Annotated in this window: 21 protein-coding genes and 1 pseudogene; 18 read left to right on the top strand and 4 right to left on the bottom strand. The window is 71.3% G+C overall.

What is annotated here, in order from left to right; all coding sequences use genetic code 11:
• Window positions 1-27 precede the first annotated feature (27 nt).
• Both Q0747_RS06630 and Q0747_RS06625 read left to right on the top strand, forming a co-directional pair.
• Window positions 28-1,161 carry an alkaline phosphatase family protein gene (locus Q0747_RS06630; protein WP_298253065.1) on the top strand — a complete coding sequence of 378 codons (1,134 nt, stop codon included), beginning with the start codon at window positions 28-30 and terminating at the stop codon, window positions 1,159-1,161.
• Window positions 1,154-1,870: a thymidine kinase gene (locus Q0747_RS06625; RefSeq protein WP_298252825.1), complete on the top strand. Its 717-nt coding sequence runs from the start codon at window positions 1,154-1,156 to the stop codon at window positions 1,868-1,870. The genes Q0747_RS06630 and Q0747_RS06625 overlap by 8 nt, the downstream gene beginning before the upstream one ends.
• Before the next feature lie 78 nt (window positions 1,871-1,948).
• On the opposite strand, the gene sepH is transcribed toward Q0747_RS06625, so the two are convergent.
• Window positions 1,949-3,328, bottom strand: a complete 1,380-nt coding sequence (gene sepH, locus Q0747_RS06620; RefSeq protein ID WP_298252823.1) for a septation protein SepH — start codon at window positions 3,326-3,328, stop codon at window positions 1,949-1,951.
• A 241-nt stretch (window positions 3,329-3,569) separates the two neighbouring features.
• On the opposite strand from sepH, the pseudogene Q0747_RS06615 reads away from it, so the two are divergent.
• Window positions 3,570-3,770 (top strand): annotated as a pseudogene (locus Q0747_RS06615) (DUF4193 family protein); the annotation flags it as partial.
• Between the two features lie 12 nt (window positions 3,771-3,782).
• On the opposite strand, the gene Q0747_RS06610 reads toward Q0747_RS06615, so the two are convergent.
• On the bottom strand, window positions 3,783-4,259 hold the full coding sequence (locus Q0747_RS06610) for a DUF3093 domain-containing protein (protein WP_298252821.1): 477 nt from the start codon (window positions 4,257-4,259) through the stop codon (window positions 3,783-3,785).
• 104 nt (window positions 4,260-4,363) lie between these two features.
• Here Q0747_RS06610 and dut point away from each other — a divergent pair, with 104 nt between their 5' ends.
• From dut to Q0747_RS06590, 4 genes are all read left to right on the top strand, one after another.
• Entirely contained in the window at window positions 4,364-4,822 is a 459-nt protein-coding gene (dut, locus tag Q0747_RS06605) for a dUTP diphosphatase (protein ID WP_298252819.1), read from the top strand.
• A gap of 78 nt (window positions 4,823-4,900) precedes the next feature.
• Window positions 4,901-5,842, top strand: a complete 942-nt coding sequence (locus Q0747_RS13905) for a DUF3710 domain-containing protein (RefSeq protein WP_367277681.1) — start codon at window positions 4,901-4,903, stop codon at window positions 5,840-5,842.
• 6 nt (window positions 5,843-5,848) lie between these two features.
• Window positions 5,849-6,205 carry a hypothetical protein gene (locus tag Q0747_RS06595; protein WP_298252817.1) on the top strand — a complete coding sequence of 119 codons (357 nt, stop codon included), beginning with the start codon at window positions 5,849-5,851 and terminating at the stop codon, window positions 6,203-6,205.
• 1 nt (window position 6,206) lies between these two features.
• Entirely contained in the window at window positions 6,207-7,043 is an 837-nt protein-coding gene (locus tag Q0747_RS06590; RefSeq protein ID WP_298252815.1) for a DUF3159 domain-containing protein, read from the top strand.
• On the opposite strand, the gene Q0747_RS06585 is transcribed toward Q0747_RS06590, so the two are convergent.
• Both Q0747_RS06585 and Q0747_RS06580 read right to left on the bottom strand, forming a co-directional pair.
• Complete coding sequence (locus Q0747_RS06585) at window positions 7,040-7,711, bottom strand: TrkA family potassium uptake protein (protein WP_298252813.1); 672 nt, start codon at window positions 7,709-7,711, stop codon at window positions 7,040-7,042. The genes Q0747_RS06590 and Q0747_RS06585 overlap by 4 nt on opposite strands.
• Window positions 7,708-8,382 carry a TrkA family potassium uptake protein gene (locus Q0747_RS06580; protein ID WP_298252811.1) on the bottom strand — a complete coding sequence of 225 codons (675 nt, stop codon included), beginning with the start codon at window positions 8,380-8,382 and terminating at the stop codon, window positions 7,708-7,710. The genes Q0747_RS06585 and Q0747_RS06580 overlap by 4 nt, the downstream gene beginning before the upstream one ends.
• Before the next feature lie 113 nt (window positions 8,383-8,495).
• On the opposite strand from Q0747_RS06580, the gene Q0747_RS06575 reads away from it, so the two are divergent.
• The 11 genes from Q0747_RS06575 to nadD all read left to right on the top strand — a co-directional run bounded on the left by Q0747_RS06575 (window position 8,496) and on the right by nadD (window position 23,967).
• Entirely contained in the window at window positions 8,496-10,472 is a 1,977-nt protein-coding gene (locus tag Q0747_RS06575) for an APC family permease (RefSeq protein ID WP_298252809.1), read from the top strand.
• Window positions 10,473-10,481: 9 nt separating this feature from the next.
• Window positions 10,482-11,903, top strand: coding sequence for a class I SAM-dependent RNA methyltransferase (locus Q0747_RS06570; protein WP_298252807.1), 1,422 nt, complete (start codon window positions 10,482-10,484; stop codon window positions 11,901-11,903).
• Between the two features lie 90 nt (window positions 11,904-11,993).
• On the top strand, window positions 11,994-13,967 hold the full coding sequence (gene dxs / locus Q0747_RS06565) for a 1-deoxy-D-xylulose-5-phosphate synthase (RefSeq protein ID WP_298252805.1): 1,974 nt from the start codon (window positions 11,994-11,996) through the stop codon (window positions 13,965-13,967).
• Between the two features lie 391 nt (window positions 13,968-14,358).
• Window positions 14,359-17,715, top strand: a complete 3,357-nt coding sequence (locus Q0747_RS06560; RefSeq protein ID WP_298252803.1) for an Rne/Rng family ribonuclease — start codon at window positions 14,359-14,361, stop codon at window positions 17,713-17,715.
• A gap of 280 nt (window positions 17,716-17,995) precedes the next feature.
• Entirely contained in the window at window positions 17,996-18,304 is a 309-nt protein-coding gene (gene rplU / locus Q0747_RS06555; RefSeq protein ID WP_298252801.1) for a 50S ribosomal protein L21, read from the top strand.
• 56 nt (window positions 18,305-18,360) lie between these two features.
• Complete coding sequence (rpmA, locus tag Q0747_RS06550; RefSeq protein ID WP_148601085.1) at window positions 18,361-18,621, top strand: 50S ribosomal protein L27; 261 nt, start codon at window positions 18,361-18,363, stop codon at window positions 18,619-18,621.
• A 116-nt stretch (window positions 18,622-18,737) separates the two neighbouring features.
• Window positions 18,738-20,321: a GTPase ObgE gene (obgE, locus tag Q0747_RS06545; protein ID WP_298252798.1), complete on the top strand. Its 1,584-nt coding sequence runs from the start codon at window positions 18,738-18,740 to the stop codon at window positions 20,319-20,321.
• 9 nt (window positions 20,322-20,330) lie between these two features.
• Complete coding sequence (proB, locus tag Q0747_RS06540; protein ID WP_298252796.1) at window positions 20,331-21,524, top strand: glutamate 5-kinase; 1,194 nt, start codon at window positions 20,331-20,333, stop codon at window positions 21,522-21,524.
• A gap of 9 nt (window positions 21,525-21,533) precedes the next feature.
• Window positions 21,534-22,874, top strand: coding sequence for a glutamate-5-semialdehyde dehydrogenase (locus Q0747_RS06535; protein WP_298252794.1), 1,341 nt, complete (start codon window positions 21,534-21,536; stop codon window positions 22,872-22,874).
• A gap of 101 nt (window positions 22,875-22,975) precedes the next feature.
• Entirely contained in the window at window positions 22,976-23,212 is a 237-nt protein-coding gene (locus Q0747_RS06530; protein ID WP_298252792.1) for a hypothetical protein, read from the top strand.
• An 89-nt stretch (window positions 23,213-23,301) separates the two neighbouring features.
• The gene (gene nadD / locus Q0747_RS06525) at window positions 23,302-23,967 is read left to right on the top strand and encodes a nicotinate-nucleotide adenylyltransferase (protein WP_298253063.1); all 666 of its coding nucleotides are present in this window, start codon (window positions 23,302-23,304) and stop codon (window positions 23,965-23,967) included.
• The last annotated feature ends 28 nt before the right edge of the window (window positions 23,968-23,995 follow it).

Genomic DNA, 23,995 nt, shown 5'->3' with positions numbered 1-23,995 from the left:
TACGGCGCCTCCACCGTGGCCGAGGTGATGACCAGCGCGGCCGCCGCGCTGGACGTCCCCGGGTTCGAGAACGCGCTGGGGCTGCCCCGCGCGCGCCGGGCGGCCGTCGTCATGGTGGACGGCCTGGGGCTGGGGCTGCTGCGGAAGCACGCCGCCCACGCCCCGTTCCTGCGCTCCGGGCTCGATGCGGCGCTCAGGCTCTCGGCCGCGTTCCCCTCGACGACCGCGGCGTCGCTGGCCAGTCTGGGCACCGGCCTCCCACCGGGCCGGCACGGACTGGTGGGCTACGACGTGCTCGATCCCGGGCAGTCCCGCGTGGTGAACATGCTGGGACGCTGGGACGCCGGTGTCGACCCGCTCGTCTGGCAGCCGCACGCCACCGTCTTCGAGACCGCGGCGGAGCACCTGCCCGTCACCACCGTGAGCCAGCCGCGGTTCGCGGACTCCCCGATGACCAGGGCCGCCCTGCGCGGCGGGCAGTTCGTCGGGGCGAACACCATCCACGCGCGTGTCGACGCGGCGGCCGAGCGCCTCGCCGCCACCCCGACCGGGCTCCTGTACTTCTACGTCAACGACCTCGACAAGGCCGGACACCGGCACGGCGCCGCCTCCGCGGAATGGCTGCGTGCCCTCGAGGATCTCGACGGCGCGCTGAAGCTCCTCGCCCGGAGGGTCCCGCCGGACACCCTGCTGCTGCTGACCGCCGATCACGGCATGGTGGACGTCCCGGCGTCCCGACGCATCGACTACTCGCAGCACGCCGGGCTCGTCGAGGGCGTGGCCCACACCGGTGGCGAGCCCCGCATGCTCCATCTCTACCTCGAGCCCGATCTCGACGACCGTGCGCGTGCCGCGCTGAGGGAGCGCTGGGACGCTGCCTTCGGCTCACGCGCGTGGCTCCTCACCCGCGACGAGGCCGTGCAGCAGGGCTACTTCGGCACCGTGAGCGAGACCGTACTGCCGCGCATCGGGGACCTGCTGGTCCTGGCGAGGGAGGACATCGCCCTCTTCGACGGGCGGCGCAGCGAGCCGGCGGCGTTCGAGATGATCGGCCAGCACGGCTCCCTGACGCGGAGCGAGCGGGACATCCCCCTGCTGCGCCTCCCGACGCCCGAGGTCCGTCCGCCCCGGGCACGCCGGAGGAGCGCCGCTCGTGGCTGAACTGCTGTTCTTCTCGGGCACCATGGACTGCGGCAAGTCCACGCTGGCCCTCCAGATGGACCACAACCACAAGGCCCGCGGGCGGCGCGGCGTGCTCTTCAGCTCGCACGACCGCGGCGGGGACTCGATCATCTCGAGCCGCCTCGGGCTGCGCGTCCCCGCCGTCGAGGTGCTCCCGGACACCGACTTCTGGGGCGAGCTGGCGGACCGGCAGACCAGGGGCGCCCGCATCGACTACGTGGTGTGCGACGAGGCGCAGTTCTACACGACGCACCAGATCGACCAGCTCGCGCGCGTCGTCGACGAGATGGGCATCGACGCCTTCTGCTTCGGGATCACCTCGGATTTCCGCACCAGGCTCTTCCCCGGATCGCAGCGCCTCATCGAGCTCGCCGACCGCGTGCAGGTCCTGCAGGTGGAGGCCCTGTGCTGGTGCGGCCGGCGCGCCACGCACAACGCACGCACCGTGGACGGCGTCATGGTGGTCGAGGGGGACCAGATGGTGGTGGGAGACGTCGACGCGGCACCGGTGGCAGCGGAGCCCGGCGAGCCGGTGATCGGCTACGAGACCCTCTGCCGCCGGCACCACATGCGACGCCAGACATCAGGAGTCTCGCCCTCGCTGGCCTCGAACGAGATCCCGCTCCCGTTCGATGCGGGATCGCCGGTGCGGCCGGGGGATCCGGTACTCAGCCTGCTGGACCACTGAGGTCCGGGCCTGCAGCTCTGATTCTCCGCACCTCACCCTCCCAGCGGCGACGCCGTGCAGGGCCTCGGGTGCGGTTCGTCAGTCGCCCTTGCGCCCGAAGACGATGTCGTCCCAGCTGGGGACGCTCGAGCGCTTGGGCTTCGGTCGGCGGTCCCCGGCGGGCTCGATACCGTCCCTGCTCGCAGCCTTGCCCTGGTCCTTGCCCTGACCCTTCGCCGAGCCCTTCCGCGCGTCCCTGGCCTGCCGACCGGCGCCCTCGCCGGCCGCGGGTTCCTGCTGTGCGGTGCCGCGGTCCTGCTCGTCGGCGCCCTGCTGCCCGGGTGCCTGCTGCCCGGGTGCTTGCTCTGCTTGAGCTTGCTGTACTGGTGTGTGGGGCTGTGCCGGCATGGCGGGCTGTGACCGCCGTGCCGGGTGCGCGAAGATGCTGATCTCCCGCGTCTCGGTGCTGACGCCGTCGTACAGTTTCGGCGTCCCGTCCTCGTTGAGGCCGTCCTCCGGATCCGCGTCGTCCTGGCCGGGGGGCGCCGGGGCGAGGCTCAGGCCGGGAGCCACGACGTCGTCGCCGTCGTCCGCGTCGCGAGGGTGGGCGGCAGGGATGCTGCCCCGCGTCAGGAGCTCCGCGAGGGCGTCGTCGCCCTCCTCGTCGGCTCCCAGTCGCTGACCGCGGCGCGAGCGGAGCACATCCAGGAGTCCGTCCTGGTCGGCGTCGGAGGACATCGTCGCATCCGTGGGGCCGTCCGCCTCGAAGTCGAACACGTGGTCTGCCACGGCACTCAGCCGCCGCGCGGGCAGCGGGCCGTCGAGGGGCTCGAGCTCGCTCAGGACCTGCGCCCACCGGTTGGCGTTCGTGACCGTCTTGCGCGTGGGGTTGTAGCTCCACCGGGCGGGAGGCTGTTCTCCCAGGTCCACCGCGGAATCGTCGGGCAGCTCGAAGACCGCCTCGACGTGCCAGGACCCGTCCGGTCGGCGCCAGGAGTCCCACTCGAGCTCCGACGGGTCCACGCCGAACTCCTGGAGACGGAAGGCCACCATGTCCCCGAGCAGCGCGGGATCGTCCCCGAAGGCCGAACGGTAGCCGTCGTGGCTGGGCAGCGGCGTGGCCACCTCGACACGCTGGGCGAGGTACGCCACGTAGTCGCGCTCCGCCCTGACCGGTCCCTCGTAGCGCTGCACGTGCGCCAGGTCGAGCCCCGACTCCTCGGCGACCTGCTCGGCGGAGGCGCCGGAACGGATCCGTGCCTGGATGTCACGGGGAGTGAGCTGGACGGTCGGCCGGGCGGGTCGGGTGCGCGGCTTCTCGGGGAGGGGCCGCGCCGCGGGTGGCTGGCGGTCGGCGGAGGGTTCGCTCGCCCGGCGCAGCTCATCGTCGATGGGCAGCCGGAACGACACGCCCTGTTCGCTGCTCAACAGCAGGTGGTGGCCATCCTCATGGACACCCACCAGGCGTAGCTCCTGCATCAAATCCTCCAGCCGACAGTGATCACTAGGAGAAACTGTGCCACTGAATCGCACTCATTCCTACTACACCCCGAGGCGTGGCGGGCCGGACCGGGCCCTGGCGGGCACAAATCCGCGGTTCCCTGCGTTATGGGTTCCCTGCGTTATGGCAGCCGAGTGGACCCGGGTCCTGCAGGATCGGGCGGGTCGGGGACGAGGGAAGGCAGGCACACGGATGGCGACGGACCACACGCCGCAGCAGGTGATCGACGACGACGAGGTACGGGCGGCCGACGCCTTCGACCTACCGGGGGCCGATCCGGCCACCGAGGAGATCTCCGTGGAGATCCTGCCGGCCCAGGCTGACGAATTCACCTGTGCGTCCTGCTTCCTCGTGCGCCATCGGTCCCAGATCGCGGTGCACCGCCACGGTGCGCCCTACTGCGTCGACTGCGAGGGCTGACTCCTGGCCGGCTCAGTCGGCCAGGGCCGCGGCGAGGCGCTCGGGTCGCCGCGACGAGGTGAGCCAGTACGGGGTGCGGTCCTCCGGGTCGACGACCTCCACCCGGACGACCGGCGAGATCCACCCCCTGATGCACAGGTACGCCAGCCCGTTCAGCCCGCGTCCGCGCTGGAAGGTGGCATCCTCCCCGGCGTACCAGGACACCTCTCCGAGGTACTTGCGCTCGATCGTGGCGCGGCCCACGCTGAGGGTCCCGGGCGTGACGGTGATCCGCGGCGTGGAGAGGATGAGGAGCGTGAAGACCACCGCTGCGACCACTACGGCGACCGAGTACCCGACGAGCATCGAGATGGGTGCGAACATCACGATCGTGGCGGCGGAGAAGCCCGCCGCGATGACCCAGACCCAGAAGGAGGGCCACAGGCGCTCGTCGTAGAGGACGGTCCGGTCTGGTGTGTTCGGAGGTACTTCCCTCGGCGCGCTGGACATGACTCCAGCATTCCACTCTTTGGCCCGGGGTCGGGCCGCACCCGGGTGGAGGCGCTAAAGTGGGGGGCTGGGTCACCGGACGGGTTGCGTTGGAGAAGCGTTCAATGGGTATACAGCAGGGCCTCCCGGTCCAGGTCAGGATGCTCGACGACGGCCTCGAACCTCCCGCGTACGCGACGGAGGGCGATGCGGGGGCAGACCTGCGCACCGCCGTCAACCTGGTGCTCGCACCGGGCCGGCGAGAGCTCGTCCCCACGGGTGTCGCCCTCGCCCTGCCGTCCGGCTACGTGGGCCTGGTCCACCCGAGATCGGGCCTCGCGGCGCGGCACGGCGTCACGATCGTCAACGCGCCGGGCACGGTGGACGCCGGGTACCGGGGTGAGATCATGGTCTGCCTGCTGAACACCGATCCCACGGAGGCGGTGAGCCTGCGCCGGGGCGACCGCATCGCCCAGCTGGTCATCCAGCGCGTGGAGCACGCGGTGTTCACGACGGTGGACCGGTTGCCCGCCAGCGCCCGTGGCGACGCCGGTTTCGGATCCACGGGCGGCTTCGGCGGCTGAGTGACCCCCCGCCCCTGACCCCGCCTCGCGACCACCCCACCGAAGACCTCATCCGATCAACCAGGAAGGACCCCGTACATGGCTTTTGGCCGCTCCAGGAAGAAGAAGCAGGACGACTCCACCGATTCCACCGACCGGAGGGCGTCGACGGAGGCCGCGCAGACCCCGTCGGACATCACCGATACCGGCCCGGCCGAAGGGAAGACCGGGGACGCCGACCCCACGCCCGACGCCGGCTCGACCACGGATGCGGGCTCGACGACGGATGCGGGCTCGACCGAAGATGCCGGCCCGACCCCCGACGCGGTGACCGACACCATGACCGACACCATGACCGACGAGGTGACCGCCGCTGCCTCCGCTCCGCCGGCACACGTCTCGAGCGCCGAGTACGACCGGGCCACCCTCGGACCCTTCGACGCCTCGGAGCAGGACACGGAGTCCGGCTACATCGACCTCGGTGCACTGCGGATCAATGCGGCCGAGGGGCTCCAGCTGCGGCTCGAGGTCGAGGAGCGCAGCAAGCGGGTCATCGCCGTCACCCTGGATCTCGGCGGGTCCACGCTGCAGCTGCAGGCCTTCGCCGCTCCGAAGACCGAGGGTCTGTGGGACGAGATACGGGGGCAGATCGGCGCCTCGGTGGGTTCCCAGGGCGGCACTGTGGAGGAACGGCCCGGCGTCCTCGGTACGGAACTGCTGGCGAAGGTCCCCGCGCAGACGCCCGACGGCCAGGCCGGTGTCCGCCTGGCGCGGTTCGTGGGCGTCAACGGACCCCGCTGGTTCCTGCGGGGTGTGCTGGGCGGCCCGGCTGCGCTGCAGCGTGAGGCAGCGGCGCCGGTGGAACAGCTCTTCCGCAGCGTCGTCGTCGTCCGCGGGGATCAGCCGCTGCCGCCCCGCGAACTGCTGCAGCTGAGACTGCCGACCAGCGCGGCCGAAGCGCCGCCTGCAGCGGGTCCGGCGCCCGCCCGGGACCTCCCGAACCCGCTCGAGCGCGGTCCCGAGATCACCGAGACCCGCTAGGGCACCGTGACCGCCCGCCTGCACACCCCCGACGACGCTCCCGGCGTCCCTGCGGCCGAGCTCCGGGGATCCTGGGTCCCGCTGCCCGAGCGCGGCAGGATCAGGGCGCGGGGGGTCATCGAGCGGGTGACCATCGCCCCGGCGTCGGCGACGCCGTCGTTCGCCGTCCACGCGCGGCTCGACCGGGACGGCCGGATCGGCGCGGGGGAGAGCGTGCGCATCATCTGGATGGGCCAGCGGCGGGTCCCCGGCATCCAGGCCGGTGCGGCGCTGCGCTTCGAGGGGATGCTGAGCCGGGTCGCCGGTACCCCCACCGTGTACAACCCCCGCTACGAGATCATCGGCCGACCCGAGGAGAACTGACATGACCCACCCGACCGGCGAGCCAGGTGCGGCCCCCGATCCCCCCGACCGGGACACCCGGGCGGCCCCGCCGTCCCCGCCTCGCGACGGGGGACGCGTCGACGCGGGGGGACGGGCCGCCGAGCAGGCGGGACCGACGGCAGCCGACGTCGCCTCCCAGTACGCGGCCAGATCCGGGGTCCGCCGGCACGACTCCGGCCAGATCGACGTGCTCTCCTCCATCGGCGGGGTCCAGGGCCTCGCCGAGAGCATCGTCCCCGGGCTCGTGTTCACGCTCGTGTTCACCGTCACCCGCGACCTGACCGTCTCGCTCGTCGCGGCGCTGGTCCTCTCCGCGGTCTTCACCGCCCTCCGCCTCGTGGCGCGGAAGCCCCTCACCCAGGCGGTCGCCGGACTCGTCGGGGTCGCCTTCTGCGCCTTCGTGGCGCAGCGGACCGGCAACGCCACGGACTTCTTCCTGCCGGGCTTCTTCATCAACGGCGCCTACATCGTCGCGATGGCGATCTCGGTGCTCGTCCGCTGGCCCTTCGCCGGGCTGCTCTTCGGTTTCATCCGCAACGAGGGCATCGACTGGCGCAAGGATCCGGTGCGCGTGCGCGCCTACGCCGTCGCGACCTGGATCATCGTCTCCGTGCTCGCGCTGCGCCTCGCGGTGCAGGTGCCGCTCTATCTCGCCGACAACGTGACGGCCCTCGGGTCCTCACGCGTGGCCATGGGACTGCCGCTCTACGCCCTCGGGCTGTGGCTGGCCTGGCTGGTCTCCCGGCCGCCGACCCCGGCGCCGACCGACGCCGACGACCAGGGCCCCCTCGCCCCGCGTACCGACGATCCGGTCTAGTCCCCGTCGGTGCGGGCCGCCAGGGCCACGCGCAGTTCGTCCTCCACGGCGATGGCGGCCAGGAAGAAGATCTCGTCCCCGGCCTCGATGACGTCGTCGGCACTGGGACTGAAGGGCGAGTCGTCCCGCAGGACAGCCACGACGGCGCAGTCCTCCGGCAGCGTGACCGCGCCGATGGTGCCGCCCACGAGGGGGGAGTCCTGCGGGACCGTGAACTCCACGATGGACGAGACACCGGTCTGCAGCGTCAGCAGGCGCACCAGGTCGCCGATCTCCACGGCCTCCTCCACGAGCGCCGTCATGAGCCGCGGGGTGTTGACCGCCACGTCCACGCCCCAGGAGTCGTCGAACATCCAGTCGTTCTTGGGATTGTTGACCCGGCCCACCGTGCGGCCCACCCCGAACTCGCTCTTGGCGAGCAGGGAGACCACCAGATTGACCTTGTCGTCGCCGGTCGCCGAGACGACGACGTCGGCCTCCTCCAGGTGCGCGTCCTTGAGGGTCGTCAGCTCGCACGCATCACCGATGAGCCACTTGGCACCCTTGAGGCCGCTGCGCCCGATGGCCTCGGGCTTCTCGTCGATGAGCAGGATCTCGTGCTTGTTGCCGAGCAGCTCCCGGGCGATCGACGAGCCGACGCTGCCCGCTCCCGCGATGACGACCCTCACTGGATCTCCTCCTTCGGTGCGGCGGCGAGGATCCGGCCGATCTCGTCGGTCGCCGTCGTCTGCATCATGGCGTGCAGGATGTCCCCCTGCTGGTAGCTCGTCTCCGAGGTGGGCAGGATGCCTTCGCCGAAGCGGGTGAGATATGCGATGCGCACGCCGCTGGCCGCCTCGATGGAGCGCAGCGACCTGCCGAGCCATGCGGTGCTCAGGACCAGCTCCGCGAGGATGAGCCTCCCGGAGGTCTCGCGGAAGTCCCCGTTGATCGCCTGCTCGGGCAGGATGCGCCGCAGCACCTGGTCGGCGCTCCAGCGGACGGCGGCGACCGTGGGGATCCCGAGCCGCTGGTAGATCTCCGCGCGTCCCGGGTCGTAGATGCGGGCGACGACGTGCGGCACGTGGAAGGTCTCCCGCGCCACGCGGGTGGCCAGGATGTTGGAGTTGTCGCCGCTGGACACGGCGGCGAAGGCGTAGGCGCCCTCGATCTCCGCGGACATCAGGGTGTCCCGGTCGAACCCGACCCCGGTGACCTTGCGCCCGCCGAAGCCGGCGCGCAGCCGGCGGAAGGCGCGGTCGTCCTGGTCGATGATCGCGACCGAGTGGCCGGATTCGTCCAGTGTGTGCGCGAGACTGACCCCTACCCTCCCGCATCCCATGATCACAAAATGAGCCACCCGCGGCACCCCTGATTCCTGACTGATCCCCGGCACGGATCCTGCTGTCCCGTGCGTTACCGGCCTCAAGCCTAGTGGCTGCCCGGGAAGGCGGACGCGCTAGGGTGTGGGCTGTGCTGACTTTTCTCGAGGCCGTCAAGCGGGTGCTGGTGGGCAAGCCCTTCGCCAGTGACAGGCCGAGGAACAAGGCCCTCCCCAAGCGCCTCGCCATGCCCGTGTTCTCGGCCAGCGCCCTCTCCTCCGTGGCCTACGCGCCCGACGAGATCCTGCTGACCCTGGCCCTGGCGGGTGTGGCGTCGGTGACCATCTCCCCGTGGATCGGACTGGCCGTGATCGTGGTCCTGCTCGTGGTGGTCGCCTCCTACCGCCAGGCGGTGCACGCCTACCCGGCCGGGGGCGGGGACTACGAGATCGCGAAGCAGAACATCGGACCGCGGGCCGGTGCCACGGTGGCCGCAGCGCTCATGATCGACTACCTGCTCACCGTCGCCGTGTCGGTCTCGGCCGCGGCGCAGTACGTGGTCTCGCTCGCACCCTCGCTGGAGGATGCGCGCGTGGTGCTCGCCGTCGTCGGCGTGGGGATCCTCGTGCTGCTCAACCTCCGCGGCATCACGCGCGGGGTCCGGGCGCGCGCCGTCGTGACCTACGTCTTCCTCGCGGGCATCCTGGCCCTCTGCGTCACGGGTGTCGTCCAGTCGTTCTCGGGGACCCTCGGCGAGGCGCCGAGCTCCCGCTTCGAGATCCTCCCGGACCCCGGGCTCGACGCCGGCCTGGTGGGGTTGGCGGGTGCCCTGCTGATCCTCCGGGCCTTCTCGGCCGGCGCTGCCGCCCTGACCGGACTGGAGGGCCCCGGCGCCAATGTGCCGCGCTTCGAGGCGCCGAGGAGCCGCAACGCCGCGACGACGCTCCTGGTCCTCGGCCTCGTGTCCGCGGCGATGCTCGCCGGGGTGATCTTCCTGGCCAATGCCACGCGCGTGCACGTGGTGCAGAACCCCGCGGCGCAACTGCTGCTGGACGGCCGGCCGGTGCCCGCGGACTACATCCAGTCGCCCGTGGTCAGCCAGCTCGCCCGGACCGTCTTCACCGCCGGTTCGCCCGCCTTCTACCTCGTCGTCGCTGCGACGGCGCTCATCCTGATGCTCGCCGGGCACGCGGCGTTCAACGCCTTCCCCGTCCTGGCGTCCATCCTGGCCACGGACGGCTACCTGCCGCGCCAGCTGCGCACGAGGGGTGACCGCCTCACCTTCAGCAACGGGATCCTGGCGCTGGGCCTGGGCGCCGTGGTGCTGATCCTCCTCTTCCGGGCGGACGTCACGGCCCTCGTCCAGCTGTACATCGTGGGGGTCTTCGTCTCGTTCACCGGTGGCCAGCTGGGACTGATCCGCCACTGGAACCGGGAACTGCGCAGCACCGTGGGGAAGCAGAACCGCTGGAGGATCCACAAGTCGCGCGCCATCAACACGCTGGGCTTCGCCCTCACCGCGGCGGTCCTGGTGGTCATCCTCATCACCAAGTTCGAGTACGGCGCCTGGATCGCGGTGCTCGCCATGGCCGTCCTCTTCGCCCTCATGCGCAGCATCAAGAGGCACTACGACGCGGTGGCGAGCGAACTCGCGATCGACGACGCCGTCCGCCTCCGGGCCCTGCCCTCCCGCGTGCACGCCGTGATCCTCGTCTCCCACGTCCGCAAGCCGGTCCTGCGCGCCCTGGCGTTCGCCCGCGCGTCGCGGCCCTCGCGCCTCGACGCCATCACGGTCGACGTCGACCCGGAGCAGACCCGGACCACCCTCGAGGACTGGCAGAAGTACGAGATCCCCGTTCCCATCACCGTGCTCGCCTCGCCCTACCGGGACACCATCGCCCCCATCCTCGAGTACATCAGGACCATGCGCCGGGACTCCCCGCGGGATCTGATCGTGGTCTACATCCCGGAGTACGTGGTGGGAAAATGGTGGGAGCAGCTCGTCCACAACCAGACCGCCCTGCGCATCAAGGCCCGCCTGCACTTCGTCCCCGGAGTGATGGTCGCGAGTGTCCCCTGGCAGCTCGCGTCCTCGGACGCGACCCGCATCTACCAGGACCTGAAGTAGGAGGACGCCATGACCGACGCCCCAGGCACCGCCGCACCGGCCACTGCGGCGCAGCAGCCCGCCGAGGTGGTCCCGGACGTCGAGCTGACCATCGGCAGGCCCGCCCACGGCGGCCACTTCGTCGCCCGCCACGAGGGCCGGGTGGTCTTCGTCCGGCACGCCCTGCCGGACGAGCGGGTCCGGGTGCGCTTCACGGAGACGGATCCCGCCGCCAGTTTCTGGCGGGCCGACGTCGTCGAGGTGCTCGAGGCCTCCCCGCAGCGCACCGCGCACCCCTGGCGGCCCGCGGACGCCCTCGCCGCCGGCGCGCGGGGACGCGCCGCCGTCGGCGGCGCGGAGTTCGGGCACATCCGGTTGGACGAGCAGCGGCGCCTGAAGGGCGCGATCTTCCGGGAGCAGCTGGAACGACTGGCCCATGCCGAGCGCACACCGACCGTCGAGGCGGCGCCGGGCGAGGCGGAGGACGGGCTCGGGTGGCGGACCCGTGCGGCCTTCGCCGTGGACCGCTCCGGCCACCTGGCCATGCACCAGCACCGCTCGCACGAGGTGGTCCCGGTCCGCGAGATGCCCCTCGCCGTCCCGGCGGTCAACGCGCTCGGACTGTGGACGATCGACTTCACCGGTATCGACCGGGTGGACGTCGCGGTCCCGTCCGGCGGGGGAGAGCCGCTCGTGCTGCTCGTGCCCTCGGCCGGCACGCACCCGCGGCGCGTCGCCGCCGTCGCCGCGGCGATCACCGGTTCCTCCGTGGCGGTCCTCGACCCGGAGTCGGGCCGCGTGGAGCGGCTGAAGGGGCGCACGTGGCTGCAGGAATCCGTGCTGGGTGTCGACTACCGCGTCACGGGAGCAGGGTTCTGGCAGATCCACCGCGGGGCCCCGGAGGCTCTCGTGGAGGCCGTGCTCGACGGCCTCCAGCCCGCTGCCGGGGAGCGCCTGGCCGATCTGTACGCCGGTGCCGGTCTGTTCACGGTGCCGCTCGCCCGGGCCGTCGGTGCCGACGGCGCCGTCCTGTCCGTGGAGGGCTCCTCCGGGACGGTGCGCGATGCACGCCGCAATCTCCACGGCCAGGCGCAGGTCTCGATCGTCCAGGGGCGCGTGGACGCGGCCCTGGGCCGCTGGAGCGACCCGCTCGACGCCGTCCTGCTCGATCCACCGCGGGCCGGTGCCGGGAAGAAGGTGGTGGGGCAGATCATCGCCGCACGACCGAGGACGGTGGGCTACGTGTCCTGCGACCCGGCATCGTTCGCCCGGGATCTGGGCTATTTCCTCGCCGCGGGGTGGTCCCTGGACACGCTGCGCGTCTTCGATCTCTACCCGCACACCCACCACATGGAGTCCTTCGCGAGGCTCCTGCCGCCGCGGGCCTATCAGCCACAACGGCTGCGCGGTAGTGCACGACGTCGCCCACCCGGGAGGCCGCCTGCGAGTTGATGGCACCCCGCACGGACACCGAACGTTAGAGTAATGGTCAGTCACCGGCGGTCGTCCCGCCGCCACGCCCAACGAACCGAGGAGGCGCCGATGGGACTCTTGGAGACCATTCGCGGCCCACAGGACCTGAGCAAGCTCAGCGGATCGCAGCTGCGCGCTCTCGCCCAGGAGATCCGGACCTTCCTGGTCAGCAACGTCTCACGGACCGGCGGTCATCTCGGCCCGAACCTGGGCGTGGTCGAGCTGACCCTGGGCATCCACCGGATCTTCGACTCGCCGCGCGACAGCATCGTCTTCGACACGGGCCACCAGTCCTACGTGCACAAGCTCGTCACCGGGCGACAGGACTTCAGCACCCTCCGCCAGCAGGGCGGGCTCTCCGGCTACCCCTCGCGCGCGGAGTCCGTGCACGACGTCGTCGAGAGCTCCCACGCCTCGTCCTCCCTCTCCTGGGCCGACGGCATCTCCCGGGCCCGCGTCCTCACGCACGAGGGCGAGCGGTACACGGTCGTCCTCGTGGGCGACGGGGCGCTCACGGGCGGCATGGCGTGGGAGGCACTGAACAACATCGCGGCCGACAAGCGGCGCCGGGTCGTGATCGTGGTGAACGACAACGGCAGATCCTATGCGCCCACGATCGGCGGCGTCGCCGACTACCTCGCCTCGCTGCGCCCCACCCTGGACTCCGTGCGCACGCACCACATCTACGAGCGGACGCTGGACTGGGTGAAGGCCAGGATGCAGAACGGCGGTCCGGCCGGTGAGTTCAGCTACAAGAGCCTCCACGCCATGAAGAAGGGCATCAAGGACTGGTGGGCGCCGCAGGGTCTCTTCGAGGACCTCGGCATGAAGTACGTGGGACCCGTGGACGGGCACGACCAGTCCGCCGTCGAGCAGGCCCTGCAGCTCGCCAAGAACTACGAGGGACCCGTGATCGTGCATGCGATCACGGAGAAGGGTCACGGCTACGCGCCGGCCCGCGCCCACGAGGCGGACCAGTTCCACGCCGTCGGCGTGATCGACCCGGAGACCGGCGACCCGATGGATGCCGCGGGCCAGCAGTCATGGACCTCGGTCTTCGCGAACGAGATCGCCGATCTCGCCGACGAACGCCCCGACATCGTCGGGATCACCGGCGCCATGCTCATCCCCGTAGGTCTCCACCGCTTCGCCGCGCGTCACCCCGACCGCGTCTTCGACGTCGGGATCGCCGAGCAGCACGCCCTGACCAGCGCGGCGGGAATGGCCTACGGCGGGCTGCACCCGGTCGTGGCGCTGTACGCGACGTTCCTGAACCGCGCCTTCGACCAGCTCCTCATGGACGTGGCGCTGCACCGTGCCGGCGTGACCGTGGTGCTGGACCGCTCGGGCGTCACGGGTCCCGACGGCGCGAGCCACCACGGCATGTGGGACCTCGCCATGCTGCAGGCGGTGCCGGGCCTGCATCTGGCCGCGCCCCGCGACGCCTCCCGACTCCGCGAGGAACTCCGTGAGGCCGTCGCGATCTCGGACGCGCCGAGCGTGGTGCGCTACTCGAAGGGGTCCGTCGGAGCCGAGATCGACGCCGTCGAACGACTCGAGGACGGCGTCGACGTCCTGGCGCGGCGCCCGTCGGGCTCGCACCGGAACGACGTCCTGATCGTGAGCGTCGGCGCCATGAGCGAACTCGCGCTCGACGTGTCCGGCAGGCTCGGTGCCCAGGGGATCAGCTCCACCGTGGTCGACCCGCGCTGGTTGCTGCCGGTCCCGACGTCGGTGATCGGCCTCGCCGCCGAGCACCGCATCGTGATCGTCATCGAGGACGGCGTACGCGCCGGCGGCGTGGGCTCGCGGATCAGGCAGGAGATGCGCTCCGCCGGTGTGGACACGGCACTGAACGAGGTGGGGCTCCCCGTCGAGTTCCTCGACCACGGCACACGCGCCCAGGTGCTCGAGCGCGTGGGACTCTCGGCCCAGAAGATCACCTACGACGTCGTCGCCCAGGTGCTCGGGACGAAGGTGCCCGTGGCACGACCCCTCGCCGAGGAGGAGTCGCCCGTCTCGGGCCAGTACCCGCACGGCTGATGCCCTCGGGCGGGCGGCACACCGGTTGCCCGAGGCTGCTTTCCGGGGCCCGTGTGAGACAATGGCCAAGGCTGGCGGGGGAACCACATTCCCGCGCCGGTCCAGTGACAGGCTTCCGTTCCGCGAGCGATGCTTCAGCCCTACCGCGTCCGTCCCAGCGGCGGACATCGGCAGAATCCGCTCACGGAACCCACCGTCGACAAGGACGGCTGAGGTGGAAAAGCGCCACTGGTCCCTCGAGTGATTCCGCACCCCGCAGACGGTGCGACCCCGGAGGACACGACAACGACTTCCGGTCAGCCGCCGGGCGAACGGCCCGCGGCGGTCCGACATACCGCCCTCGAGGGTGCTGGGATGTGGCCGGTGCCGCAGGGGCTTGGAGCGAGAATCCATGGATCAGTCAGCACAGCAGGACCCGGCACAGCAGGACAACGGGACCGGGCAGGACACCCCCGCAGCACCGGAGGCGACGACGGCTCCGGCGAGGGCGCCGCGGAAGCGCCGCACCGCGAGCGCACCGGCAGGAGCGCCGCCCGCCGCCGAGCCCACAGGAGATCCTGCCGCCGGGTCACCCGCCCCGACACGTCGGCGGGCCGCCCGTGCACCGAAGGCCGACCAGACCGACACCAGCCAGGCATCCACCAGCCAGGCCGCCAGCAGCCAGGCCCCCACCAGTCAGACCCCCTCCGGCACGGCGGACGCTGCTCCCGAGGCCGGCTCCGCTCCCGAAGCGCCGGCGCGCGCTCCCCGTACGCGCCGGAGGGCAGCGACCGCCGCGGCAGGACCCGCACGGACCCCCGACGAAACGGCGACCGGCCGGGCGGCGCCCGCGGACGCGCCGTCGCTCTCCGAGGTGTCCCCGGCCGCCGGTACGACGGCGGACGATACGACGTCGGACGGTGCTGCTGACGGCGGCGCCGCTGAGGACGCTGCACCCACGAAGCCCACCCGGACGCGCCGGACCTCGGGACGGAGCCGCAGGGACAGCACCCCGACCGACACCGACACAGCCCAGCCCGGCACAGCCCAGCCCGACACAGCCACGACCGACGACACGCAGGCCCAGTCCGACACAGCCCAGTCCGACACAGCCCAGGCCGACACAGCCCGGCCCGACAGCGGGACACCGGCGGTCGCGGACGACGACACCCCCGACGAGGACGGTGCGGAGGCAGCCGCGGGTGCCGGGGAGACCTCGCCCGGGGCCGACCCCTTCAGTCCTCCCGAATCACCGCTCTCCCTGCTCTTCCACGCCCCGGACCTGAGCGCGGCCACCGTGCCCTCGGTCAAGGTGGCCCCGCCCCGCGAGGAAGAGCCCACGGACGAGGACTCCGACGACCAGGCGCCGCGCTCCCGGCGGAGCCGGCGCGGCCGCAGCCGCGGTCGCAGCGACACGGCGACGCCCGATGCGGCGAACGACACGGCGAACGACTCGGAGGACGGCGACACCGAGGACGGCGCCGACACGTCCGCGGACCGGTCGGGCGGCGGGACCAGCTCGCGACGCCGGCGCCGGCGTCGTCGCGGGGACCAGGACCTCGAGCTCACCGGCGGCGAGGACGACGATCCCAACACCGTCACGCGGGTCCGCGCACCCAGGGCGGCGAACGAGTCCGTCTCGGACAAGGTGACCAGCGTGCGCGGTTCCACCCGGCTCGAGGCCAAGAAGCAGCGTCGACGGGAGTCCCGGGACACCGGACGCCGTCGCCAGGTGATCACCGAGGCCGAGTTCCTGGCCCGCCGCGAATCGGTCGATCGGCAGATGATCGTCCGCCAGAGCGACGACAGGATCCAGATCGGCGTGCTCGAGGACGGCATGCTCGCCGAGCACTTCGTGTCGAGGACCCAGCAGGACTCGCTGATCGGCAACGTGTACGTGGGCAAGGTGCAGAACGTCCTCCCGAGCATGGAGGCCGCCTTCATCGACATCGGGCGCGGCCGCAACGCCGTGCTCTACGCCGGCGAGGTCAACTGGGACGCGGCCGGCCTCGACGGGCAGCCCCGTCGCATCGAGCTCGCGCTGAAGTCCGGCGATCCCGTTCTCGTGCAGGTCACGAAGGATCCCGTGGGTCACAAGGGCGCCCGCCTCACCAGTCAGATCTCCCTGCCCGGCCGCTACCTCGTGTACGTCCCGGGCGGCTCCATGACCGGCATCTCCCGCAAGCTGCCCGACGTCGAGCGCAATCGCCTCAAGCGCATCCTCAAGGACCGTCTGCCCGAGAACGCCGGCGTGATCGTGCGGACCGCGGCCGAGGGGGCGAGCGAGGAGGAGCTCACCCACGACATCAACCGCCTCCGCGCCCAGTGGGAGGAGATCGAGCGCAAGGCGGGCTCCACGAAGACCCTCGCCCCGGAGCTGCTGTACGGCGAGCCCGACCTCACCATCAAGGTGGTCCGCGATGTCTTCAACGAGGACTTCTCCAAGCTCGTGGTCTCGGGCGAGGAGGCCTGGGACACCATCGAGGCGTACGTGATGTACGTGGCGCCGGACCTCGTGGGACGGCTCGAGAAGTGGACCGGCGAGGAGGACATCTTCTCGGCGTCGCGCATCGACGAGCAGATCTCGAAGGCTCTGGAGCGCAAGGTCTTCCTGCCCTCCGGCGGCTCGCTGGTGATCGACCGCACCGAGGCCATGACGGTGGTCGACGTGAACACCGGCAAGTTCACCGGCAGCGGCGGCAATCTCGAGGAGACCGTCACCAAGAACAACCTGGAGGCGGCCGAGGAGGTGGTCCGCCAGCTGCGGCTCCGCGACATCGGCGGGATCATCGTGATCGACTTCATCGACATGGTGCTGGAGGCCAACCGCGACCTGGTGCTGCGGCGCCTCGTCGAGTGCCTCGGCAGGGACCGGACCAAGCACCAGGTCGCCGAGGTGACCTCGCTGGGCCTGGTCCAGATGACGCGCAAGCGGATGGGGACCGGGCTGCTCGAGGTGTTCGGCGAGGAATGCCAGCACTGCGAGGGCCGCGGCGTCATCACCCACGCGGAACCGGTGGAACACCGGCACACCCCTGCTCCGGACACCCAGCAGCAGGGGCGCCAGGGGATGTCCCGCAGCGAACGGAAGCGGAACAGGACCAAGGGACCGCAGCAGGAGGAGGGCTCCGCCCAGCAGGCCGCACCGCCCGCTCCCGAGAGCCCCGAGCGTGCCGCGAAGGCCGAGGCCGCGCGTGCGGCCCTCGCCAGCATCGCCGCGGCCACGCACCACGGGCACGGCGACTCGGCGGAGGACGCCGCCCGACCCGCCGAGATCGAGGTGACGGAGGCCGTGCTGACCATCAACGGCGAGACGCTCACGCTGCCCAGGGCGGAGCGGCAGCAGTCCGAGGAGCCGGGGGAGTCGGGGGCGGCGTCCACCGGTCTGACCCTCGACAGCCTGAGTGAGGCGTTCGAGCCGCCGGCACAGGCTCCCGCATCACCTCCGGCAGCCGGGCGGGACTCCTCCGGCGAACCCGCGGACCGGACGGACGACGCACCACCGCGCGCCGCGCAGCCGGCAGGTACCCCGCCGTCCGCCACCGGCGGCCGGCGTCCGCGCGGGCGCCGGGTCGCCCGCAGTGCGCAGGGCGCGGCCGATACCGCCATCGACACCGATACCGGCACCGGCACCGGCACCGCGGAGGGCGCCGAGGGTACTGCCGGATCACGGTACGTGGCCACGGCAGCGCCGACCGTACGGGAGCCGGAGGAGGGCGGCCCGGAGCCGCTGATCTTCGGTGTGGGGGTTCCCGCCTCGAAGCTTTAGCCGGCCGGGACGGCGGGGCCTGCGGCAGCCCGTTGATTTGCGGGAAGCCGCGGTCCTGCCGTAATCTTGACCCTCGGTGCATCAGCGCGTCCAGCGGTGTATCGGGGTACGTGTCGGGGTAACGGGACCAGCAGCGTCCAGGAGTTCCTCCTGACAGCGGCGGCCGGTCCGCCCGGGCGCCGATCACCCACAGGACGGCCGGGATCCTCCGGGACCCCCGCCAGGATCCACCAGAGATTTTTCATCAGAAGTCAGATCGTCGAGAGAAGTGAGTGTCCCAGTGGTGTACGCGATTGTCCGCGCAGGCGGCCGCCAAGAAAAGGTTTCTGTAGGAGACCTCGTTACCCTTGACCGCGTCACCGGTCAGGCAGGGAGCACCTTCGAGCTCCCCGCCCTCCTGCTGGTCGACGGTGCCAAGATCACCTCCGCAGCGGAGGAGCTCGAGAAGATCTCCGTCACGGCCGAGATCGTCGAGAATCTCCGCGGGCCGAAGATCGTCATCCAGAAGTTCAAGAACAAGACCGGGTACAAGAAGCGCCAGGGTCACCGTTCGGAACTGACCCGCGTCAAGATCACAGGCATCGCGTAGTCCTCCCCGGACTCCGCCCGTTCACGTACTTTCCTCAGCGAAGGCAGGCATAACCCATGGCACATAAGAAGGGCGCAAGCTCAACCCGGAACGGCCGCGACTCGAACGCCCAGTACCTCGGCGTGAAGCGCTTCGGCGGACAGGTCGTCAAGGCCGGCGAGATCATCGTCCGCCAGCGCGGCACCCACTTCCACCCCGGAACCGCGGTGGGTCGCGGCGGGGACGACACCCTCTTCGCCCTCGAGGCCGGAGCGGTCGAGTTCGGGACCCGCCGCGGCCGCAAGGTCGTCAACATCGTCGGCGCCGCAGCGGAGTAGTCACGCCGCGCTGGACTGACCAGCTCTTCGGGTGGGGTGGGCCGCAACGGCCCGCCCCACCTTCTTTTAAGCCGGATCCATCCGGCACAGTGAAGCATTCGTAGAAGGAGATCGCCATGGCGAGCTTCGTTGACCGCGTAGTCCTGCACGTATCGGGAGGCACCGGAGGCCACGGGTGCGTCTCCGTCCACCGCGAGAAGTTCAAACCCCTGGGCGGACCCGACGGCGGCAACGGCGGCGACGGCGGCGGCGTGATCCTGCGTGTCGACCACCAGAACACCACGCTGCTCGACTACCACCACGCGCCCCACCGCCATGCCACCAACGGCGGCAACGGCATGGGTGACTGGCGGGGTGGCAAGAGCGGCGAGACGCTGATCCTGCCCGTACCGGACGGCACGGTCGTGAAGACCAAGGCCGGCGAGGTGCTCGCCGATCTCGTGGGCGAGGGGACGGAGTTCGTCGCCGCGGCGGGCGGCCAGGGCGGGCTGGGCAATGCCGCCCTGTCCTCGCAGAAGCGCAGGGCTCCGGGCTTCGCGCTGCTCGGGATCCCGGGCGACGAGCGCGACATCGTGCTGGAGCTCAAGTCCATCGCCGACGTCGCCCTGGTGGGCTTCCCCTCAGCGGGGAAGTCGAGCCTGATCGCGGCCATGTCGGCCGCGCGTCCGAAGATCGCGGACTACCCGTTCACCACGCTGGTCCCGAACCTGGGCGTGGTGGAGGCCGGATCCACGCGCTTCACCATCGCCGATGTCCCGGGACTCATCGAGGGGGCCAGTGAGGGAAAGGGCCTGGGGCACCACTTCCTGCGCCACGTGGAGCGCTGCGCCGCCATCGTGCACGTGCTGGACTGCGCCGCGCTCGAGACGGACCGCGATCCGCTGGGCGATCTCGCCGTCATCGAGAGCGAGCTCGAGAAGTACGCGGTGGACATGAGCTTCGCGGGTCCCGACGGCGACGTCGTCCCGCTCAACGAGCGGCCCCGGCTGGTGGCTCTGAACAAGGTGGACGTGCCGGACGGCCGCGACATGGCCGGTTTCGTCCGTCCCGAGCTCGAGGCGCGCGGCTACCGCGTGTTCGAGGTCTCGGCGTCGAGCCACGAGGGACTGCGGCAGCTCGGCTTCGCCATGGCGGAGATCGTCGAGAACGAGCGCAGGGCCGTCGCCGCGGCGCCGCCGAAGGTGGTGCCCGAGGTCCTGCGCCCCCGCGGCGTCAACGCCGCCTCCTTCCGCATCCGCCACGAGGAGAAGGACGCGCTGCCGCTGTACCGGGTGCTGGGTGAGAAGCCCGAGCGCTGGGTGCTGCAGACCGACTTCACGAACGACGAGGCCGTGGGCTACCTGGCGGACCGGCTCGCCAAGCTCGGTGTGGAGGAGCAGCTGTTCAAGGCGGGCGCCAAGCCCGGGGACACCGTGGTGATCGGCGAGGGCGACGGCGTGGTCTTCGACTGGGAGCCCACCATGATGGGCGGCGCCGAACTCCTGGCCGGGCCGCGCGGCAGCGATCTGCGCCTCGCCGAGTACATCCGGCCCACGCGGGAGCAGAAGCGTGAGGAGTACCAGGAGCGCAAGGACGCCAAGGCCGCGGCCCGGGCCGAGCTCGAGGCCGATCGCAAGGCCGGGATCTGGACGGAATCCGTACAGGACCGCAGGACGACCACTCCTGCGCAGCAGGACCCGGACGCCGGGTCCCGGGGCTAGGAGCCGATCGTGCCGTCCCAGGGCTCCGCGCGGCCGCCGGCGACCCGAGCAGGGTTGGCCACCGCCCGACGCATCGTGGTCAAGGTGGGATCGTCCTCCCTGACCTCCGTGTCGGGAGGGATCTCGGACGCGGCGCTCGTGGGACTGGCCGATGTCCTCGCCGAGCGCCGCGCGTCGGGTACCGAGGTGATCCTCGTGTCCTCCGGTGCCATCGCGGCCGGTCTCGCACCCCTCGGTCTGACGCGCCGGCCCGCGCAGCTGTCCAGTCAGCAGGCAGCCGCGAGCGTGGGGCAGGGTCTGCTGATGGCCCAGTACTCCCGGGCCTTCGCGATGCACGGCGTCACGGTGAGCCAGATCCTGCTCACCGCCGACGACCTCATCCGGCGGTCCCACTACGCCAACGCGCACCGCGCGCTGGAGCGCCTCCTGAACTTCGGCGTCGTCCCGATCGTCAACGAGAACGACACCGTGGCGAGTCACGAGATCCGGTTCGGTGACAACGACCGGCTCGCCGCGCTCGTGGCACACCTCGTCAAGGCCGAGGCGCTGGTCCTCCTGTCCGACGTCGACGCGCTGTACGACGGGCCGCCGAGCGCCGGTGCCCGCCGGATCCCGCAGGTGGACTCCGCGGCCGGGCTCGACGGCGTCACGATCGGACGGGTGGGGGCGGCCGGTGTCGGCACCGGCGGGATGGTCACGAAGGTCGAGGCAGCCCTCATCGCGGCGTCCTCCGGCATCCCGGCCCTTGTCACCTCCGCCGCCAATGCCGCGGTGGCGCTGCGGGGTGACGACGTCGGTACGTGGTTCAGGGCCACCGGGAAGCGGCAACCCATCCGCCTGCTCTGGCTCGCACACCTCGCGCGGGTGCTGGGTACCCTCGTGCTCGACGACGGCGCGGTACGGGCCGTGGGGGAGCGGCGACGGTCGCTGCTGCCCGCCGGGGTCCTGGAGCTCTCCGGTGTCTTCGAGGCGGGCGACCCCGTGGAGCTCGTCGGCAGGGACGGGACCGTGATCGCCCGCGGCCTCGTGAACTACAGCTCCGCGGAACTGCCGCGCATGCTGGGTCGGTCCACCCACGACCTGGCGGCGGAGCTGGGCTCCGGGTACGAGCGGTCCGTCGTGCACGTCAACGATCTCGTGGTCCTCACCCCCACCCGGAGCACCGACGACGCCGCAGCGCCCGGGGACGCGGGTCCTCGCTAGACTGCAGGGATGACCGACCAGCAGCACGCACTCATCGAGAACGTCCGGACCGCCGCCGGCCAGGACGGACAGCCGGAGGAGCGCTCCGGGGAGGAGGTGGTCCGCGCCGTGCACACCATCGCCGATCGGGCGCGGGTGGCCGCGCGCTCACTCGGCAGGGTCAGTCGCGGCCGCAAGGACCGGTTGCTGCTCGCCATCGCGGCGTCACTCGTGGAACGCCGTGACCTCGTCCTCGCGGCGAACCGGACCGACGTGGAGCGGGGCCGCGCCGCAGGGACGTCGGACGGCCTGCTGGACCGGCTGACGCTGGACGCCGAGCGGATCGGGACACTCGCCGAGGCCCTGGCACAGCTGGCCACACTGCCCGACCCGGTCGGAACGGCCGTCCGCACCGAGACCCTCCCGAACGGACTGCGGATGCGCCAGCTCCGCGTCCCGCTCGGGGTCATCGCGGCGATCTACGAGGCCCGTCCGAATGTGACGGTCGACATCGCCGGACTGGCCCTGAAGAGCGGCAACGCCGTGGTGCTGCGCGGGGGGAGTGCGGCAGCCGCGACGAACGCAGCACTCGTCGGAATCATCCGGGACACCCTCGCCGATCACGGCCTGCCCGACGACGCGGTCCTGACGATCGACGAGTACGGGCGGGAGGGCGCCCGCGTCCTCATGCAGGCGCGCGGCCGGATCGACGTGCTGATCCCCCGGGGCGGACGGGATCTCATCCAGTCCGTGGTGAACACCGCGCGGGTCCCGGTGATCGAGACGGGCGAGGGCAATGTGCACATCTTCCTCGACGAGAGCGCCGACGAGGACATGGCGATCGACATCCTCCTCAATGCCAAGACCCAGCGACCCAGTGTGTGCAACACGGTGGAGACACTGCTCCTCCACAGCGGCGCCACGGCCGCGCAGGGTGTCCTCGCTGCGCTGGTCGGGGCCGGTGTCACCCTGCACGTCGACGACCGGTCGCGCGCGCTCCTGCCCGAGGGGGCCGACTCCGTGCCCGCTACGGACGAGGACTGGCGCAGGGAGTACATGCAGCTGGATCTCGCGGTGCGGACCGTGGACGGGGTGCAGGAGGCACTCGAGCACATCCGGCAGTGGAGCACCGGCCACAGCGAGGCCATCATCACCAACGACCTGGCAGCGTCGGAGGAGTTCGTGGCGGGTGTCGACTCGGCCGCCGTCCTCGTCAACGCCTCCACCCGCTTCATCGACGGCGGGGAGCTGGGCCTCGGAGCAGAGGTGGGGATCTCCACGCAGAAGATGCACGCCAGGGGTCCCATGGGGCTGCCGGAGCTCACCACGACCAAATGGATCGTCCAGGGGGAGGGCCAGGTCCGCCGCTGAGGGCCGCCGCCGTCGGCAGTGTGCCCAGCGCGTACCATGGAGGTTCACCACTCATCGGGCAGCACCAGACCGGCGGCCCCTGAATCCGCAGAGGACCCACGATGCTCTACTCCCTCGGCAGCGCCATGCTGGCGACTGAAGGCACGGAACACCACACCGAGCTGCCGATGCCGGCTCTGGCCTACGGCCTGATCATCATGGGTCTGCTGCTCCTGCTGATGCTCGTCACCGTGTCCTTCGCCAACGTGCGCAACCGGCACGAGGCGGTCGAGGAGCACGTCGACCCCCACAAGCAGCACACCAACAAGCACGACCACGGCGAAGCGAACAGGCACTAGCGGTCCTGATGTCAGCGGAGCGCAGCGGACTGGACGCCACGACAGGTCCGCGTCAGCATCGTCGCGACGGCTCGCCGTGGCGGCTGGGCGTGATGGGAGGGACCTTCGACCCGATCCATCACGGCCACCTCGTGGCCGCGAGCGAGGTCGCCTCGGTGTTCGACCTGGACGAGGTGGTCTTCGTGCCCACCGGACAGCCCTGGCAGAAGGTGGACAGGGACGTCTCCGAGGCGGAGCACCGCTACCTCATGACGGTCATCGCCACGGCGTCGAACCCCAGTTTCACCGTGAGCCGCGTGGACATCGAACGGCCGGGGCCCACCTTCACCATCGACACGCTCCGCGATCTGAAGGAGCAGCGGCCGGGCGCGCAGCTGTTCTTCATCACCGGGGCGGACGCCATGGCGCAGATCCTCACCTGGAAGGACGCCGAGGAGCTCTGGTCGCTCGCCCAGTTCATCGGCGTCACCCGTCCGGGACACGAGCTCGACGGGCGTGGCCGGGACGTACGCCTCCTGGAGGTCCCGGCCATGGCCATCTCCAGCACGGACTGCAGGCGCCGCGTGGGCGAGGGCAAACCGGTCTGGTACCTCGTACCCGACGGCGTGGTCCAGTACATCTCCAAGTACCGGCTGTACCGCCGCCCGGGGAGGATCGACGACGGCCTGTCCTCGGGGCTCAGGGGCGACGAGGTCTTCCCCACGGGAGGACGGCCCGGAGTCCGGTCCGGTCCTGCACGACAGCCCACCGGGTGAAGCCGGTATGACCGAAGGCATAGATGTG

Origin of the sequence: uncultured Arthrobacter sp., assembly GCF_947493765.1 — a bacterium.
In the GTDB taxonomy this organism is placed as follows: domain Bacteria; phylum Actinomycetota; class Actinomycetes; order Actinomycetales; family Micrococcaceae; genus Arthrobacter_D.
Note: the sequence above shows the minus strand (reverse complement) of the source record. Positions and strands in the feature narration are given on the sequence as shown.